The following is a 17,779-nucleotide window of genomic DNA, read 5'->3' as shown; positions in this document are numbered from 1 at the left end:
CCTGTGAGACCCAAGAGCGCAGTGTCTGTTTAAACGTGTAGTGTCTTACTTAAATAATGGCGCGTGAATTTGCCGGAGTGTCTCAACCGGAATTTTAATGACTTCACGGTCGTAAGTCAGTAATCCGTTTACTTCGCCCTCAACGTCTGTTGTTTGGGTATAGACAGCCGCCGACAGAGCCTGTTTCTGATAATACTCCACAATTTTGGCGTACTTTTTCTGATACGCTTTCAGCACGACATCCCCGGACTGATAGGTTTGATAGCCCCAGTTCCGCATGTCGGGATTCCACAGATGACCCTGAATTGGCCAGCCAATACCGCCAAATTCGCCAATGACAACCACCCGGTCGGTTTTAGGCGTTGGCGCGTTTGGTTCTTCCTGATACGTATGGATGTCATAAAAATCACCTGCGCCGAGGTCATTCCAGCCACTGCTTGCGTTTACTGTCCGACTAGGGTCAAGGGCTTTTACCCAATCGGCCAGTCGTTTATTGTCATACTGGCCCCATCCTTCGTTATGCACCACCCAGGTCACAATGCTGGGATGGTTATGCAGTCGGTTCATCATCCGGCGAAGTTCCAGTTCAAACTGCTCCTTCCCTTTTGATCGGCGTATTGGCTCAGATTGGTCACCTGGATGTTCGTTCTGGCCTTCCAGAAATCCTGACGGCATATCCTGCCAAACCAATATTCCGAGTTTGTCGCAGAGGTAATAGTAGCGCTCTGGTTCAACTTTAATGTGCTTACGAAGCATATTAAAGCCGGATTTTTTTAGAAAATCAATCTCAAATGTCATGGCTTCGTCTGAGGGTGGAGTCAGTAAACCACCGGGCCACCAGCCCTGATCGAGCGGGCCGTTCTGAAACACAAATTTGTTGTTCAGCAACAAGACCGGCTGATTGGCAATCGGGCCTTGTCCGACCGAAATCTTACGCATGGCAAAGTAGCCTGTTACGACATCGAGCGGTGTGCCGGTCGCCGTTGCTTTAGCGAAAGCCATGGTTATAGCGTTGTCCTGACGGGGACGTTTGTCTCGGGCCATATCGCCGAAGGGGTCGGTCACGGTAACTAACTCAACCTTAATATCATACAGAAAGGGACTGTCCGGCGACCAGAGTTTGGGCGTTTTAATCGTAAGATAAGCCGTTCGACCTGCCCGAACCAGCGCCGTTGCTACTGTTTGATTTCCATTTAAAGCGGTCAGACGAATAGCGGTTGTGTAATTATTGGCTGGTTGATCGAGCAATACATCCACCCGAATGCGCCCAGAATCGAGTTCGGGAGTAAGTTTAACTTCTTCGATGTATGCTTGCTTGGGCACGGGCTCCATCCAGACCGTTTGCCAGATACCCGACACGGGCGTGTACCAGATACTATTAGGGTTTAGCAATTGCTTGCCGCGCGGCTGTTCTCCCGTCGACGTGGGATCGGTTACGCCCAGCACCAACTGGTTTTGGCCATCTTTCAGGAAGTCCGTAACATCGAATCTAAACGCGTCTGAACCACCCGTATGTGAACCAACCAACCCACCGTTGACCCACAGGTTACATTCATAATCGACAGCGCCAAAGTGGAGTAACACCCGCTGACCAGCCCAGTCGCTTGGCAGGCTGACGGTTCGGCGATACCATAATCGTTGGTCGGCGGTGAGTGATTTGTTGACTTTCGACACCGTCGATTCAACACAAAATGGAACCAGAATTTTTCCCGTAAAGTCAGTTGGCTGCGGGGCGGTTTTGGGCGTAATCGAATAGTCCCACATGCCGTTCAGGTTCTGCCATTGTTTACGAACCATTTGCGGGCGGGGGTATTCACGCCAGGCATTTTCCGGTGTGATTTGTTTTTCCCAACGGCTCATGATTGGTGCAGGCCGGAGTTGGTTTGGAGCTGACGTTTGCCCAACGACACTGCCTGCACCCAGGCTTGACAGAGTAAGGCTAACTAGAACGAATAGAGACCGCGGGGAATGCATGGAGTTACGGAGTTTATTTAGGCTGTTATTTAGCTAGTTTTCCTTCGAGCATCTTAATAAAATAACCACCCACCACCGAACGGGCCTGAAAACCAACCTGTTTGGCGTTGGTCGTCTCGTGCCAATCGGAGAGAGGTACCCGCGTTGGCGTTTCGTTGGCATATCGCCAAACAGGCTTAACGAGTGCCTCAAAATCACGGTCTGACTTGGCAAGCGTAGCCGTCCATATAATCCAGTCTGACTTAGTGTACGTTTTTCGGCTATCTAAGGGTAGTCCGTAAGGCTTCTGTTTGGTTAAATAAAACGCAATTTCCGTTTGAGGAACCTCTTTAGGGAATACATTCAGGGCTAACAGCTTATCCCAGACTAAGTTGTATTTCTGGCTCCACGTATCAGCTGAATTCTCGAAAGTGAGGTCATAATGGGGTTTCTCAGAGGGTGTTTTGTCGACGGCAAGTTGCTGCCATTTGACCGCCATATCCCGCGCCATTTTCAAATAACTTTGGCCCGTCGCCTTGTCGCCTAACTGAGCCGCCAGTTGACCGTAAGCCGCAATACCCAGAATGGCCTTTACCGATAGGTTAGCGTTTCGGGCAATGTGCCCCGCAAAATCATCAGTACACAATTGATTAGCCGGATCGAAGCCATATTGTTTGAGGTATTCCACCCAGGTCGTCAGGGTTTTCCAGTGTTGCTTGGCGTAATCAGCGTTGCCTTCAGCCCCGGCAATGGCCCCCGTCAGCAGGAGCATATTACCGCATTCTTCAACGGGCATATCTTCGCCATAGGTCTGACCATTAGCTTGCGGATACGTCCCGACATCGTGCGCGGCAAAGGGCTTTTTCCATCGACCACTTTCAGAATATTGGAAAATTGGTTCCATCATGCCTTTCAGCAGCGTCGGGTTGTAAAGGAGAAATAACGGAGCCGACGGGTAAGTTATATCCACGGTACCAATGGAGCCATTGGAGAAGTTTTCCTTCGACAGGAAAAATGTTTCGCCCTTCGGCCCGGCCACAATCTTATGAGCAGAAATAGCCTGTCGGTACGCTAGTACGCACAAATCGGCGTAATCATTGCCACCCGCCTTCCGAGCATCACTGCGGAGTTTAGCGTCGAAAGTCGTACACTTTTTTTGAAGTCGGACGTAGTCTTCCTCGGCGGTTTGTAGCAGAGCAGGCATGGTCGTTTTTCCGTCCCGACGCCACCAGGGACGTAGATTCTGCTTAAAATACTGCACTGAATACAGGTCATCGTAGGCCAGCATCAGGTGTTTTTCTGTTGGCTTCGTGACGTTGCTGAAGTCAAGGACGGTAGCGATAGCAACATCTACTGCGGCTCGTGGGGCTAATTTATTGGCGGCTGTGGGAAGTTTTCCCGTCTTCAGAAATGTCTGTTTTAGCCCAGTTGCCATACCAGCCGCCGTGTAGTTGCCACTCTCTTGCGGCACGGCCAGATACGCATACCCCCAGTCGATGCGAACGTTGTCTCCTTTCTTCGCCAGTACAGACTGTGTTTGAGTGCCAACTTGTTGGTAAGTCAGGCCGGGTGCTTGTCCAGCCTTCATAACTACTTCCTGCCCAATGGTATTTGTCGCAAGTGTGCCGGATTCGCTTAGAAATACCTGCACCGAATGCGGTTTGTTATCCTCCGAACGCACATCAAACGTGACATACGTGATGGGTCGGGCAGCAACTTCCAGTTCATCTAATAGCAGGGGCGACAGGAAATTGACGGCCACATTTACGGATCCAGCCGTAAATGTGTAGTTGGTTTGTGTCGCCGATACGGTTACGCCCGTTTGGGTTGCGGTCGTAACAGACGATGTTGTAACGGGATTTACAATACCCACATCAATAAACGAACCACCGCGCGGGCTTACACAATGTACGGCCAGTATATTTTTGCCTTTGCGTAACGCTTTCTGACCCGCCGATGACAGGGGCAAATAAATGTATTCGTTGGTGTAATCGGGCTTGTCTAAAATTTTGGCGCCATTGAGGTAAATGACAACATCATCGTCGTGACTAATGGATAATAGCAGTTTAGTAGGGTCGGCTTTGCCATCATACGTAAACTCACGCCGGATGTAGATGTCATTCGAACGGTTCGCCGACGGGGTTGACTCACTGATTGACCACTTCGTTTTCGCTTCGGGTGTATCGCCAAATGGCCCCGCCCCCGATTTCCAGCTGCCAGCGTTAAAGTCTGTTTTTTCCCAGCCAGCATCCGGCTTTGCCAGTGTGTACTGGGCTGTGTATGAATGCGATTCGCCGGTTGGCAGAATGGCTTCATACGTAGTTGGTACCGCGCCCAGAAACTGATATGCTTTTCCATCTACCCGAATAATTCCTTCCAGTGATTGTGGCTTGCCGGTCCAATGGCGCGTGGGCGAATCGGTCAGTTTATCGGTGGTGCTCCAGACGCTGAAGTAAGGGTCATGGGTTATAAGCGGATAGGCGGGTGGGCGCAGATTTTGGGCATGAATAGGCACAAACGAAAGGAAAAAAAGCAGCGTAAGTGAGAGATACAGAGCCGTGTTTTTTTGCATTGGAAACATAAGTTTTTGAATATGAACAAAGGTCACACGCATATTAAACCCAATGGAGGTTAACCTTTACTTATCTCCATGGAGAATTGGTGGTAAGTAGCCGGGTTCTTTATGAACACAAACAAGATGGACGGGTAGAATGCCCTCCTATACTTCTTATTTTATATAATTCTCTTAAATCCTTGTAGTTATTAACGTTTTCTATGAAACGAGTATTCTCCTTGCTGGTGGTTCTGACACTAATTAGTCAGGCAACCCTATCGTTTGCGCAGCAGATTTCTAAGGAAGAACTTATCTTTCTTACTCCCGATTGGAAAGGCGAACGGTTTCCCGATGGTCGTCCGAAAGTGCCGGATGCCATTCTGAAACGCATGAGGCTGGTTACGCAGGAAGAAGCCTGGTCGGTGATGAAAGGCGAAAATTATCGCTATCAGTTCACAGGTGATTGGCAGACGATTAATCCTGATAGTGTATTGGTTGGCCGGGCGCTGACGGCCACATTTATGCCTGGTCGGCCTGACGTGCACCGAGTGACAGATGAAAAAGGACATACCAAGGATGGTCGGGTAAAATCGCAAAATGCCTGGCCAATTGACATGCTGGTTAAGGGTGATGTGTACGTAGTTGACCAATACGGCATGCACGAAGATGGGCCGACTATTGGGGATAACCTCGGCAATTCCATCTACGCCAAGACTGGCAACGGTATCGTCTATGAAGGTGCCGTTCGGGATGTTGCCGGACTCAAAGAAATTGGCGGTTTCACGTCCTATTTTCGAAGTTATCACCCATCGCATCACAATCCAGAGGGTAATTTAAATACCACGCTGGTTGGCATTAATCGCCCTACACGCATCGGTAAAGTAATGGTAATGCCGGGTGACGTGGTATTGGGTCGCGACGGTGGCGTGGCGTTTATTCCGCCCCATCTGGCCGAAAAAGTTGTCAAGACTTCAGAGATTATTCGGTTACGGGACATGTTTGGCCACTTGCGGTTGCGCGAACAGAAATATACTCCAGGCCAAATCGACTCGCGCTGGTCTGATAACATAGAGAAAGATTTCTCTCAGTGGCTCAACGCCCACGTCAATGAATTACCCGTTCCTAAAGAGCAAATACAAGAATTTTTGAAAACCCGTACCTGGTAAACCCACTGACCTAACGCCTTTTTTTTTGAGTTTTTATGAAAAATACCTCTTCCCGACGTTCATTTCTGACCAAGAGTGCCTTAGCCAGCGTCTTCAGTGCTAGTGCCTTATCAAGTTTTGGTGAAGGGCTCGAAATAGCCGTTGACCGCGCTCCACAATCATCGGCTCCTTCAGATCTGAAAATTACGGATATCAAGTGTGGGTATACCCGCAATGGGCATAGTCTGTTTGTCAAGGTGCACACCAACCAGGGAATATGGGGCTGTGGCGAAGCCGTCGACGCTTCGGTCGGAACGTATCACTTGGTTAAATTGATGGGCGAACGTATTAAAGGTAAAAGCCCGCTCAATGTCAATCGCTTATTTGAAGACGTTCGGAAATCTGGTTTTTTTGAAGGTGCCCAGTCGGGGATGTATATCTCTGTCCTTTCGGCGATTGAAACAGCTCTTTGGGACCTAACCGGAAAAGCCCTCGGCATGCCGGTGTATCAATTATTGGGCGGAAAATTCCGGGATAAAGTCCGCGTTTATTGCGACACGGGAGCCTATCGGGAAACCGACACCAGCCCCGATGCGTTTGGCAAGAGTGCTAAAAAAGCAGTCGATATGGGCTTTACGGCGGTGAAATATGATATCGACGAACGTAATGACCCCAACAAATACGACACCTATAACTGGACCGCCAGCCAGGGCGAACTGGAGCGGATGTACAACCAGATTGCCGGTGTTCGCAAGGCCGTTGGCCCGAAGATCGACATCTGTGTGGATATGCACGGGAAGTACGACGTAACAACGGGTCGGCGGGTAGCCAAACTGATGGAGCCACTGAATTTGCTCTTCCTCGAAGAACCAATTCCGGCAGAGAACCCCGAAGCCTACAAGCAAATCCGGGAGGCTTCCAATACGCCAATCTGTGCCGGTGAGAACCATTATCTGGCACACGGCTTTCGTAAGCTACTCGAAATTGGTGCCGTTGATATTATTATGCCTGACTTGCAGAAAGCGGGCGGTCTGGGGGAAGGACAACGAATTGCCAATCTAGCTAATTTATATTACGTGCCCTTTGCCCCGCACATGGTGGCGTCGTATTTGGGTGCAATGGCGTCCAGCCACGTATGTGCATCGGTGCCAAACTTCCTGATTTTGGAGTGGCAGATTTATTTCCATGAGGAGCCAATGTTTAAAGATATCGTCACCTTCGATGGGCCAATGGTGGAGAAAGGCTTCATTCCATTATCCAATAAGCCGGGTATCGGCGTGGAAATAAATGAAGAAGGTATGCGCAAATACGCGCCAAAAGACGTACCATTCTTCGTATAATCAAGGATGTTGATTGATGAGTCCCTCCACTGTTTTATTATAACACTTTATGACGGGAAACCAAAAACTTCCACCCGCTGGCAACGTACTTATAACGCCAAACGTGCTGAACAAGTCAAGTAATTATCGTTGGGTAATTGTTGGGCTACTCTTCTTCGCGACAACGATCAACTACCTCGACCGGCAGGTAATCAGTCTGTTGAAACCCATTTTAGAAAAAGAATTTAGCTGGACGGAATCCGATTATGGTAATATCGTAACAGTCTTCACTTTTTTCTATGGTGCCAGCACCTTGCTCGCCGGGTATATTATCGACCGGGTTGGTACTAAAATCGGCTATATCGGAGCGATTCTGGTCTGGAGTCTGGCGGCAATGGGCCACGCCCTGGCGGGTAGTACGTTTGGGTTTATGATTGCGCGGGCGTTTCTGGGCATTGGTGAAGCCGGTAATTTCCCGGCGTCCATTAAGACCGTAGCCGAGTGGTTTCCCAAAAAAGAGCGGGCCCTGGCCGTTGGTATTTTCAACGCTGGGGCCAATATCGGTGCTGTGGCGGCTCCGGCCATTGTTCCCTGGCTGGCACTCGTGGCAGGCTGGCAGACGGCTTTTATTGTAACAGGCGCTTTAGGGTTTATCTGGATTGTAGTCTGGTGGTTATTTTACGATATCCCAACCCGTCACAAAGGTGTCAATGCTGCCGAACTGGCTCACATTACACAAGAAACTTCTGCCGAATTCGCGACCGCTGGTGATGCTGCTTCAGTTAATATGGTTGACGGAGTCGCTGTCAAGTACCCCATTTTTGCTAATAAAGCTATTTGGGGGTTTATGAGTGGTAAACTCCTGACCGACCCTATCTGGTGGTTTTTCCTCTTCTGGTTGCCATCCTATTTAGCTAATATCTATCACCTCGATTTGAAAAAACTGGGCGCTCCACTAATTGTCATTTATCTGGCAGCCACTATTGGTAGTGTGGGGGGCGGGTGGCTATCGTCAATGCTAATCCGCAAAGGATGGCACCCAACACGCGCGCGCCAGTGGTCAATGGCGTTATTTGCCATCTGCGTTACGCCCGTCATGCTCATTAGCCAGATGGACAGTATGTGGCCGGTCATTGCCATTTTATCGTTGGCAGTAGCGGCTCACCAGGCATGGTCGGCCAATATTTTTACGGTAGCCGCCGATCAGTTTCCAAAACAGGTAATCAGTCGCGTAGTGGGTTTGGGAACTATGGCGGGAACACTGGGCGGGGCTATCTTTCCCTTACTTGTCGGACGAATCCTAGACCATTATAAAGCCCTCGGGCATCTGTCGGAAGGGTATTACATTATATTTTATGTGGCCGGTCTGGCTTATTTAGCGGCCTGGACTATGCTTTACATTTTTGTTTTCCGCCGGGTAAATATCAAGTAATCAGTACATGAAAAAACGTACGGCTTCGTTCCAGTTTTGCCGGCCCCTATTTTGGATATGCGTGATTGCTGGTTTGACTAGTGGCAGTGCCAAGGCGCAATCACCCGATTTTCAAAAAATGACGCCAGAGGAACGGACGGCTTATATGAACAAAATGCGGGAGGCCAGTCAGGAAGATTGGCAGAAGATGATGGATAAACTCAATCTGAAACTGCCAACGCTACCCCCGCCCGCCGATGACCCTAAACGTCCACAGCACCTTAAACCCAAAGAAGGCTCGACTAACTGGTTCGACGAAGCGGGTTACACGCACGTTCGCTCAAGTTGGGGAATCTGGTCGAATTATGACGAAGCTATCGCTAACGAGTACAAACTACCTGACCCGCTGGTGCTGAAAAACGGGAAGCCTGTAACCAATGCGACTACCTGGTGGAAACAGCGTCGTCCCGAAATTCTGAACGATTATCTGACCGAAATCTATGGGAAAACACCGGCCAACACGCCAACTGTAACCTTTGCCGCTTCGGGAACGGATAGTACGGTTCTGACTGGGAAGGCGACTCGAAAAACCATACTTGGCCGTATTGATAATTCCCGTTATCCATCGGTAACACCGAGTATTCCTGTTACCTATTACATGCCGGTTAATGCGTCGGGAAAGATTCCGATGATGGTCATCGTATGGGGTTCATTTCCCCAGCCAATGGGAACCATCGAAAAACTAATTGATGCGGGCTGGGCCGTTGCTTTGGTTAATACCGGAGCTATTCAGATGGATAGCGGAGCCGGTTTGCACGAGGGTGTTATCGGTCTGATGAACGGGGGAAAAGACCGCCAGCCCGATGAGTGGGGTGTGTTAGCTGCCTGGAGTTGGGGGTTGAGTCGGGTACTCGATTATTTTGAAGAAGATAAGGCTATCAACGCCAAACAGATTGGTGTTCAGGGACATTCGCGCTGGGGCAAAACCGCCATGTTAGCTGGTGCGCTGGACCAACGATGGGCTATTGTTTTTTCCAGCTGCTCTGGGTCAATGGGGGCTTCGTTAGAAAAGCGTAGCTACGGCGAAACGATCGACAATGTGGCCGGTTCGGGCGAATATCACTGGATGGCGGGTAATTTTCTGAAATATGGTGGTCATTGGGACGCTATGCCAGTTGATGCACACGATTTAATTGCCCTTGTCGCTCCCCGTCCAGTATTCATTACGGGCGGTACTAAAGACAGTTGGTCTGATTCCAAAGGCGAGTTTCTGGCTTGCGTCGGAGCAAGTCCGGTATACAATTTACTCGGTAAAAAAGGGTTGAATACCAACCAAATGCCTGCGCCTGATGTCTCGCTAATTGACGGCGACCTCGCTTTTCGCAACCATGAAGGAGGCCATGTGGATTCGCTTGACTGGCCCATTTTTCTGGAATTTGCACAACGGCAGTTTAAGGTAAAAAAGTAGTCTGTCGTTCCGGGCTGAATGGCTACATCTAAGATAAGTATAAATCATCATCTTCCCGGACGTGGCCGTCCGGGTTATGTTACAGACAATCTAATGGGAATGTTACAAACCATGCGCTGGTTCGGGCCAAATGATCCGGTCTCGTTGATGGATATTCGGCAGGCTGGTTGTGCGGGCGTTGTTACCGCGTTGCACCAGATTCCGGTAGGCGAACTATGGTCAGTCGAGGAAATTAACAAGAGAAAACAACTTGTTGAAGCAGCTAATCAAACCTACTCGCCGTTGCAATGGGCGGTGGTCGAGAGTTTGCCCGTTCATGAAGACATCAAAAAGGGTCGGCCAACCCGCGAGGGATATATCGAGACGTACAAACAGTCAATTCGAAATCTGGCAGCGTGCGACATCCGAACCGTTTGCTACAATTTTATGCCGGTGCTGGACTGGTCGCGCACAAATCTACAGTACGAAATGCCCGACGGTTCACAGGCGCTCCGGTTCGTCTGGGAAGATTTTGCCGTATTTGATTTGTGTATCTTGAAACGACCTGATGCAGAAACGGACTACGAACCAGAAATAATTGAGTCGGCCCGTAAGAAATTCGACCGGATGAAACCCGACCAAATTACCGAACTGTCAAATATTGTCCTGCTTGGTTTGCCCGGTTCTGAAGAAGCGTTTACGCTCGATACGTTTCAGGGGTTACTGAACGAATATGCCATGATTGGCGATGCAGAACTGAGGGAGAACCTATATTATTTTATTCATCAGGTGGCCCCGGTCGCGAATGAAGTCGGAGTAAATTTGTGTATTCACCCCGATGACCCTCCATATTCATTACTTGGATTACCCCGTGTGGTCAGTACGGAAGCCGATTTGTCGCAGTTAATGGCGGCTTGTAATGTGACAGCCAATGGTATCACGTTCTGTACGGGCTCATTGGGTATCCGGCCTGATAATGATTTGCCGGGCATGATTGAGCGTTTCGGCGAACGAATTCACTTCATTCATTTACGGACGACAAAGCGTGAACAGACCGAAACGCCGGGGGTATCACTCGGGCGGCCTTTCGTGACTCGACCCGGTAATTTCCACGAAGCCGATCATCTGGCGGGCGATGTGGATATGTATGCGGTTGTGAAAGCCATCATTCTGGAACAGAAACGACGCGAGCAAGTGGGCGTCGGTGAAACAACCATCCCGATGCGCCCTGATCACGGTCACCAAATGCTCGACGATTTAAACAAAAAAACGTATCCGGGTTATTCAGCCATTGGTCGGCTGCGGGGACTGGCCGAGTTAAGAGGACTGGAAATGGGCATTGAGCGGTCACTGGAATAAAACGAATTGATTTTCAGGATGATTAAAATTCAGCAAATGAATAAAATAGCCGGTTGGATATTTCTGTTTCTTCTGTCAACCACTAGCTACGCTGACGATGGGTACCGCCTTTGGTTAAAATACGACCTCATTAAAGACGTAGCCAAACGAGACGATTATGTCAGGTCAGCGCAGTTCATTGTGCTAAACGGTAACAGCCAAATTCTGAAATCAGCCGCCGATGAATTACAAACGGGTTTGCAGGGATTACTGGGGAAGTCTGTTCCTCTTATCGCTAATGCTGGAAATCGAACGGGCGGTATTGTCCTGACAGTCGCTGATGCCCCAAACGCCGATGCCCAAACACTCACCAGCGAAGGCTATAAAGTTCTCCCAAAACAGAACAATATAGCCATTGTCAGTAAAACGGAGAAAGGTGTTTTATACGGTGTTTTTGCTTTACTCCGGCAAATTCAGACAGGTCAACTAGTCAATAATCTCTCGCTGACCAGCAATCCTAAAATTCAGTATCGGCTACTCAACCATTGGGACAATACAAACGGCACTATCGAGCGTGGTTACGCTGGTGAATCACTTTGGAAATGGTATGAGCTGCCCGCCACGGTTGACCCGCGCTACCGCGATTACGCCCGCGCTAATGCGTCGCTGGGAATCAACGGAACGGTCGTGAATAATGTCAATGCCAGTGCCCGCTTCCTGACCGATGAATACATTCAAAAAGTTGCTGCGTTGGCGAATGTCTTCCGGGCCTATGGCATTCGGGTTTATCTGTCGGTTTATTTCCCGGCTCCGAAAACCATTGGCGGTTTGAAAACGGCTGATCCACTTGACCCGGAGGTAAGGAAATGGTGGGCTGACAAGACAAAAGAGATTTATACAGTCATTCCTGATTTCGGCGGGTTTTTAGTCAAAGCCAACTCCGAAGGTGAACCCGGTCCGCAGGATTATGGCCGCAACCATGCCGACGGAGCTAATATGCTGGCCAATGCCCTTGCGCCTTACGATGGTATAGTTATATGGCGGGCATTCGTTTATAAAGCCGATTCTAAAGCTGATCGCTTTAAAGCTGCCTACGAAGAATTTACGCCTTTGGATGGTAAATTCGATAAGAAGGTAATCGTGCAGGTGAAAAACGGCCCCATTGATTTTCAGCCGCGCGAGCCGGTCTCCCCTTTGTTTGGGGCAATGCCGAAAACACCTCTGGCAATGGAGTTTCAAATTACGCAGGAGTACACCGGTTTTGCCACCCACCTGGTTTATGAAGCTCCGCTTTTTAAAGAATGTTTAGACACAGATACGTACGCGAAAGGGAAAGGTTCGCCTGTATCAAAAGTAATAGATGGTAGCCTGCATGGATATACCACGACGGCTATTTCGGGCGTGGCGAACACTGGCTCCGACCGAAACTGGACCGGAAATCCGATGGCACAAGCGAACTGGTACGCCTTCGGGCGGCTGGCGTGGGACCACACCTTATCATCGGAAGATATTGCCCACGAATGGATAAAGATGACGCTCACAACCGAACCAAAAGCTGTAAAGACGATTACCGATTTGATGCTTCGGTCGCGGGAAATTTACGTCAACTATAACACGCCAATCGGGTTGTCGCGTCCCTGGTCGGGTATTCACTTCGCGCCCGAACCGTGGCTGGAAAAAAGCTCTCGTCCCGACTGGACAGCTATTTATTACCATCGCGCCGATTCAATTGGACTGGGATTTAACCGGACTGCAACGGGTAGCAATGCACTGGCGCAATACAGACTGGAAGTACAACAAATGTGGAATGATCCAGAAACCTGTCCATTGCCGTATTTGCTTTGGTATCACCATATTCCCTGGATAAAGAAACTCAGTACAGGGCGAACACTTTGGGATGAACTTTGTACTCGTTTTTACACTGGTGCTGACTCTGTTGGTTGGATGCAGCAGCAATGGGCACAAGTAAAACCAGCCGTTGACCCAGAAATTTTTGCTGATGTAACAGGTCGGTTAATTACCCAGCATAAAGAAGCTATCTGGTGGCGGGATGCCTGGGTGTTGTATCTCCAACAGTATTCCCGACAACCCATCCCGGCTCCTTACAAGAAACCAGAGCGAACGCTGGATGATGTTAAACGCCTGGTTGATATTTACCAATTACGCTAGTGGAACAAAGACAAAATACGCAGGACGGTAATCAATCGTCACCTAATCAAACCGTTTTTTCACTCGATGGTAAACTGGCCTTGATTACCGGGGGAGGTAGTGGTATCGGTTTTGATATTGCCCGCTGTATGGTGCAGGCCGGAGCCAATGTTGTCATAACGGGTCGGCGGGAGCAACCCCTTCGCGAAGCCATTGAGACGCTTGGCGAAAGAGCGCATTATATGGTCAACGATGTAACGGAGCGGGCGTTACTCAACGACTTAGTCGAACGTATCGAAGCCACACATGGGTCAATTGATATTTTGGTCAACAATGCCGGAGTTAATATGAAAAAACCTGCTCTGGAAGTCACTGACGAAGATTTTGACCGAATTGTTTACACTAACCTAAATTCGGTTTTTAGCCTGACACGTGCCTGCGCCCAGCGGATGATGGCCCGTTCGAGTGGCTCAATTATCATGATTTCGTCGATGGCAGCCTACTACGGAATTGATCGGGTGGTTGCATATGCGGCTTCAAAATCGGCGGTAGAAGGGATGGTGAAAGTACTGGCGTCAGAGTTTTCCGGCAACGGCGTTCGGGTCAATGCCATTGCGCCGGGCTTCATAGAAACGGCGATGAGCAAAACCGCTATGGGTGGCGACCCCGACCGATTTGCCCGTGCCATGCGCCGGACGCCAATGGGTAAGTTCGGCAAACCCGAAGACATTGGTTGGGCGGCTGTTTTTCTGGCCTCCGAAGCGGCTAAATATATTACGGGCGTCTCGTTGCCAGTCGATGGCGGCAACTCAATCGGGTTTTAACCTTTTTGTGTGGTAAGTGCGCCAACCGGGGAAAGCATATTATGAAGTTGTGAAGTTTTGCGTCAGCGTTTCATCCGTAAGCCAGGCTATACTTATTTTGAGCGTCGTTCGGAAGAGTGACCCGACTTACAAGGAAGCACGCCCTTACTTTTATGAAACTGACCTTTAAAATACACTTGATTATTTCCTGCTGTTTACTGTTTGCTCAGTATAGTTGGGGGCAATCTAAACCAAAAAAAGCCTTATTCGTGATTATCGATGGCATTCCAGCTGATGTTATCGAGAAACAATCAACGCCAAATCTGGATGCTATTGCCAAAGAAGGGGGCTACGCGCGTGCCTATGTCGGTGGACAAAAGAACACGTATTCCCAGACGCCAACTATCTCGGCAGTCGGGTATAATAGCCTGCTCACCGGCACCTGGGTAAACAAGCACAATGTGTGGGACAATAGCATAAAAGCCCCAAATTATGCCTATTGGACACTGTTTCGCTTTTTTGAGACCCAGTATCCGTATAAGAAAAGTGCGGTGTTCTCGACCTGGCTCGACAATCGTACCAAACTAATTGGCGAAGACCTGCCGCAAACAGGACACCTTCGGACTGATTATTCATTCGATGGACTTGAGCGCGATACGCTGCTTTTCCCGCACGATAAAGAGTCTGAATACATCCATCAGATTGATGAAAAAGTGGTTGATGAGGCCACCCGCTATATCCATGACGAAAGCCCGGATTTATCGTGGGTCTATCTCGAATATACCGATGATATGGGCCATAAGTACGGCGACAGTGAGCGGTTTTATAAAGCTGTTCGGATAATGGATGAGCAGGTAGGACGGTTATGGCAGGCCATTAAATACCGGCAGAAAACGGCTGGCGAAGATTGGCAAGTGTTCATCACCACCGACCATGGCCGAAGCGCCGATACGGGTAAAAATCATGGGGGGCAGTCGGATCGGGAGCGGAATACCTGGATAGTGACCAACGCAAAAGACCTGAACAGCCAGTTTAAAAACCAGACACCTGCCATTGTTGACATTATGCCTACGCTGGCCCGTCACCTGCAACTGTCTATCCCTAAGGAACAGGCATTCGAGCTAGACGGTATTCCACTAACGGGAAAACTGTCTATTGTTGAACCAGTTGCTAAAAAAGAAGGAAAGAAAATTACACTCAACTGGAAAGCAGTAGAGCCGGAGGGGACCGTAAAAATCTGGGTCTCAACAACGAATCATTTTGAAGAAGGCAAGCGCGATGAGTATGTATTACTCGCTGAAGTGCCTGTCAAAACAGAAACTGCCACCCTTGATGTATCGGCCTTGCCAGCTGGTTTTTTTAAGATTGTACTGGAGGCCAGGTACAATCATCTGACACGCTGGGTTGTTGAGTAGGGTTTATTTTACCCGCGTCCAGGTCTTGCTTTTTCCCAGAAAACTGATGCCCATCACGTAACCGCGCAAATCAATCGAGTTTGCGTCTTTGAGGGTTACCTCACAGTTATACGTTTTGCCATCTTCGGGATTATAAATTTCCCCGTCTCCCCAAACATTGTTGCCCTTATAGGTCAAATTAGTCACTAAGACTACTTGCATAAGCGGACGACTACGCAGCTTTTCGTCGGGGTTTTCTTTATCAAGCTTAGGTTTATTCGTTGTCGGATCGTTAGGCTCCAGCATCCAGACTAGTTTCCCGAAATACTTCGTCCCCTGTTTATAAATATGAACCTGATTTCTCTTTTTTGAACTGAGCCACTTACCCAACAGCGCATCGGGGTCGTCGGCTTTGGGTGCTAACGAGGATAGCGAAATGCAAACGAGTAAGAGTAGTGTAGTCAAGCGGAACGCGTTCATACGTGAATGTTTTGGTATATAAACGGAATAGGAGGACTGTTGGTCAGTTCTATCGATAAATAAATTTATAGTAAACAGGACATCTCTAAAGTGTATAGCCTCATTAAATCTTGGCGTGTGTGAAGTAAACTTTGTCCAACGCACTCTTTTATATACCAATCCTTCGACTACGAAATGGGGCTATGGTTTAATGCTAACCCTTGCTCTGCTCTAGCTATTTCCGGACAAATTATTTTACTCTTACCAAAAGTAAAGCGAATGAAGTTTTTACTAAATCTGTGCCTGTTGGCTACGATAAGCCATGCCGCTTTATCGCAGCAAAAGCCAGTTGGCGTGTTTGACGGGCAAAACGATATTGGTTCGGTACTACATACCGGTTCGACTGTATATAAGGCCGCTACCCAGACGTATGAATTAAGCGGTTCGGGCACAAATATATGGGCGAAACAGGACGAGTTTCACTTCGTATGGAAGCGTATTAAGGGTGATTTTATCCTGTACGTTCGGGCGAATTTCGTCGGTAAAGGCGTGGACCCGCACCGCAAAATTGGGTGGATGGCCCGTACTAGTCTGGAGGCTAACGCGCCACATATTAGCGCTGCTGTACATGGCGATGGCCTTACCTCACTTCAGTTCCGGCGAACCGCTGGCGGAGAAACCGAAGAAAATCGCGCGGCTATTACCCATGCCGACATTGTTCAGTTAGAACGTCGTAATAATACCTTCACCATGCGGGTTGCCAAATTCGGCGAACCATTCCAAACGCGCGAAGTGACTGACGTTACATTAGGCGACGACCTCTATGTAGGGCTGTTCATTAGCGCGCACAATAAGGACGTTGTTGAAAAAGCGATCTATGAAGACGTTCGGATTAGCGTACCCGTAAGTCCGGATGAAAAGCCGGGTCGGATGAATCTGGCTAGTCGTCTGGAAATATTAGACGTGACTACCGGCAAGCGCAGTGTGATTCACACGGCTCCTAATTCTATTCAGGCACCAAACTGGACAAGCGACAGCAAAACACTGATTTATAACGGTGGCGGCCTCATTCACGCCTTTAATGTGGCTAGCCGACAGGAAAAAATGCTTAATACGGGCGACGTAAAAAACAATAATAACGACCACGTACTGTCGTTTGGTGGAAAAATGCTTGGTCTTAGCAGTGACGACAAAGAACGGGGTGGGTCAATCATTTACACCGTTCCGACTAGCGGGGGCAAGCCTAAACAGATTACGCCCAAAGGTCCGTCCTATCTACACGGCTGGTCGCCGGATGGCAAGGACCTGGTATTCTGTGGGGCGCGCAATAACGAGTATGATGTCTACAAAATACCAGCCAATGGCGGTGAGGAAATTCGGCTGACCGACGCCAAAGGTCTGGACGATGGCCCCGAATACACCCCCGATGGCAAGTACATCTATTTTAATTCCAACCGGACGGGCACCATGCAAATCTGGCGAATGAAGCCCGACGGGAGCCAGCAGGAAGCCGTAACGGATGGCGAATTTCACGACTGGTTTGCCCATATTTCGCCCGATGGGAAATGGATGGTATTTCTATCATTTCTGAAAGACGAAGTGACGGCTGGCGATCATCCGGCCTATAAGCACGTTTACCTGCGGCTGATGCCTGTTTCGGGTGGAAAGCCTACAGTAATCGCGTACATCTATGGCGGTCAGGGGACTATTAATACCCCCTCATGGTCGCCCGATAGCAAACGCGTTGCTTTCGTTAGCAATACTGATGTGAGCGTGATAAGCCCGGCTGATGTAGCCAGTAAGTAAGC

At 49.1% G+C, this 17,779-nt stretch carries 12 protein-coding genes; 9 read left to right on the top strand and 3 right to left on the bottom strand.

Going from position 1 to position 17,779, the window contains the following annotated elements; all coding sequences use genetic code 11:
• Positions 1 to 45: 45 nt before the first annotated feature.
• Positions 46 to 1,974, bottom strand: a complete 1,929-nt coding sequence (locus ACFS25_RS18110; RefSeq protein ID WP_381503852.1) for a glycoside hydrolase family 2 protein — start codon at positions 1,972 to 1,974, stop codon at positions 46 to 48.
• Positions 1,975 to 1,999: 25 nt separating this feature from the next.
• Positions 2,000 to 4,525, bottom strand: a complete 2,526-nt coding sequence (locus tag ACFS25_RS18105) for a glutaminase family protein (RefSeq protein ID WP_381503851.1) — start codon at positions 4,523 to 4,525, stop codon at positions 2,000 to 2,002.
• A gap of 203 nt (positions 4,526 to 4,728) precedes the next feature.
• Here ACFS25_RS18105 and ACFS25_RS18100 point away from each other — a divergent pair, with 203 nt between their 5' ends.
• The 8 genes from ACFS25_RS18100 to ACFS25_RS18065 all read left to right on the top strand — a co-directional run bounded on the left by ACFS25_RS18100 (position 4,729) and on the right by ACFS25_RS18065 (position 15,533).
• Entirely contained in the window at positions 4,729 to 5,673 is a 945-nt protein-coding gene (locus tag ACFS25_RS18100) for an RraA family protein (protein ID WP_381503850.1), read from the top strand.
• Positions 5,674 to 5,708: 35 nt separating this feature from the next.
• A complete protein-coding gene (locus ACFS25_RS18095) occupies positions 5,709 to 6,992 on the top strand; it encodes a mandelate racemase/muconate lactonizing enzyme family protein (protein ID WP_381503849.1) in 1,284 nt (427 codons plus the stop codon).
• Between the two features lie 49 nt (positions 6,993 to 7,041).
• Complete coding sequence (locus tag ACFS25_RS18090; RefSeq protein WP_381503848.1) at positions 7,042 to 8,403, top strand: MFS transporter; 1,362 nt, start codon at positions 7,042 to 7,044, stop codon at positions 8,401 to 8,403.
• A 7-nt stretch (positions 8,404 to 8,410) separates the two neighbouring features.
• A complete protein-coding gene (locus ACFS25_RS18085) occupies positions 8,411 to 9,850 on the top strand; it encodes an alpha/beta hydrolase family protein (protein ID WP_381503846.1) in 1,440 nt (479 codons plus the stop codon).
• Between the two features lie 93 nt (positions 9,851 to 9,943).
• Entirely contained in the window at positions 9,944 to 11,188 is a 1,245-nt protein-coding gene (gene uxuA, locus ACFS25_RS18080) for a mannonate dehydratase (RefSeq protein WP_381504573.1), read from the top strand.
• A 36-nt stretch (positions 11,189 to 11,224) separates the two neighbouring features.
• Complete coding sequence (locus tag ACFS25_RS18075; protein ID WP_381503844.1) at positions 11,225 to 13,336, top strand: alpha-glucuronidase family glycosyl hydrolase; 2,112 nt, start codon at positions 11,225 to 11,227, stop codon at positions 13,334 to 13,336.
• Complete coding sequence (locus ACFS25_RS18070) at positions 13,336 to 14,139, top strand: SDR family NAD(P)-dependent oxidoreductase (RefSeq protein WP_381503842.1); 804 nt, start codon at positions 13,336 to 13,338, stop codon at positions 14,137 to 14,139. The genes ACFS25_RS18075 and ACFS25_RS18070 overlap by 1 nt, the downstream gene beginning before the upstream one ends.
• Before the next feature lie 152 nt (positions 14,140 to 14,291).
• Positions 14,292 to 15,533 carry an alkaline phosphatase family protein gene (locus tag ACFS25_RS18065; RefSeq protein ID WP_381503840.1) on the top strand — a complete coding sequence of 414 codons (1,242 nt, stop codon included), beginning with the start codon at positions 14,292 to 14,294 and terminating at the stop codon, positions 15,531 to 15,533.
• A gap of 3 nt (positions 15,534 to 15,536) precedes the next feature.
• Here the strand turns inward: ACFS25_RS18065 and ACFS25_RS18060 are convergent, their stop codons facing one another.
• Entirely contained in the window at positions 15,537 to 15,992 is a 456-nt protein-coding gene (locus ACFS25_RS18060; RefSeq protein ID WP_381503838.1) for a DUF2147 domain-containing protein, read from the bottom strand.
• A 258-nt stretch (positions 15,993 to 16,250) separates the two neighbouring features.
• Between ACFS25_RS18060 and ACFS25_RS18055 the strand changes: the two genes are divergently transcribed.
• Positions 16,251 to 17,777, top strand: coding sequence for a TolB family protein (locus tag ACFS25_RS18055; protein WP_381503836.1), 1,527 nt, complete (start codon positions 16,251 to 16,253; stop codon positions 17,775 to 17,777).
• The last annotated feature ends 2 nt before the right edge of the window (positions 17,778 to 17,779 follow it).

The sequence above is a fragment of the Spirosoma flavum genome, from assembly GCF_042686045.1.
Taxonomy (GTDB): domain Bacteria; phylum Bacteroidota; class Bacteroidia; order Cytophagales; family Spirosomataceae; genus Spirosoma; species Spirosoma flavum.
This window is presented reverse-complemented; position numbering and strand designations above follow the sequence as displayed.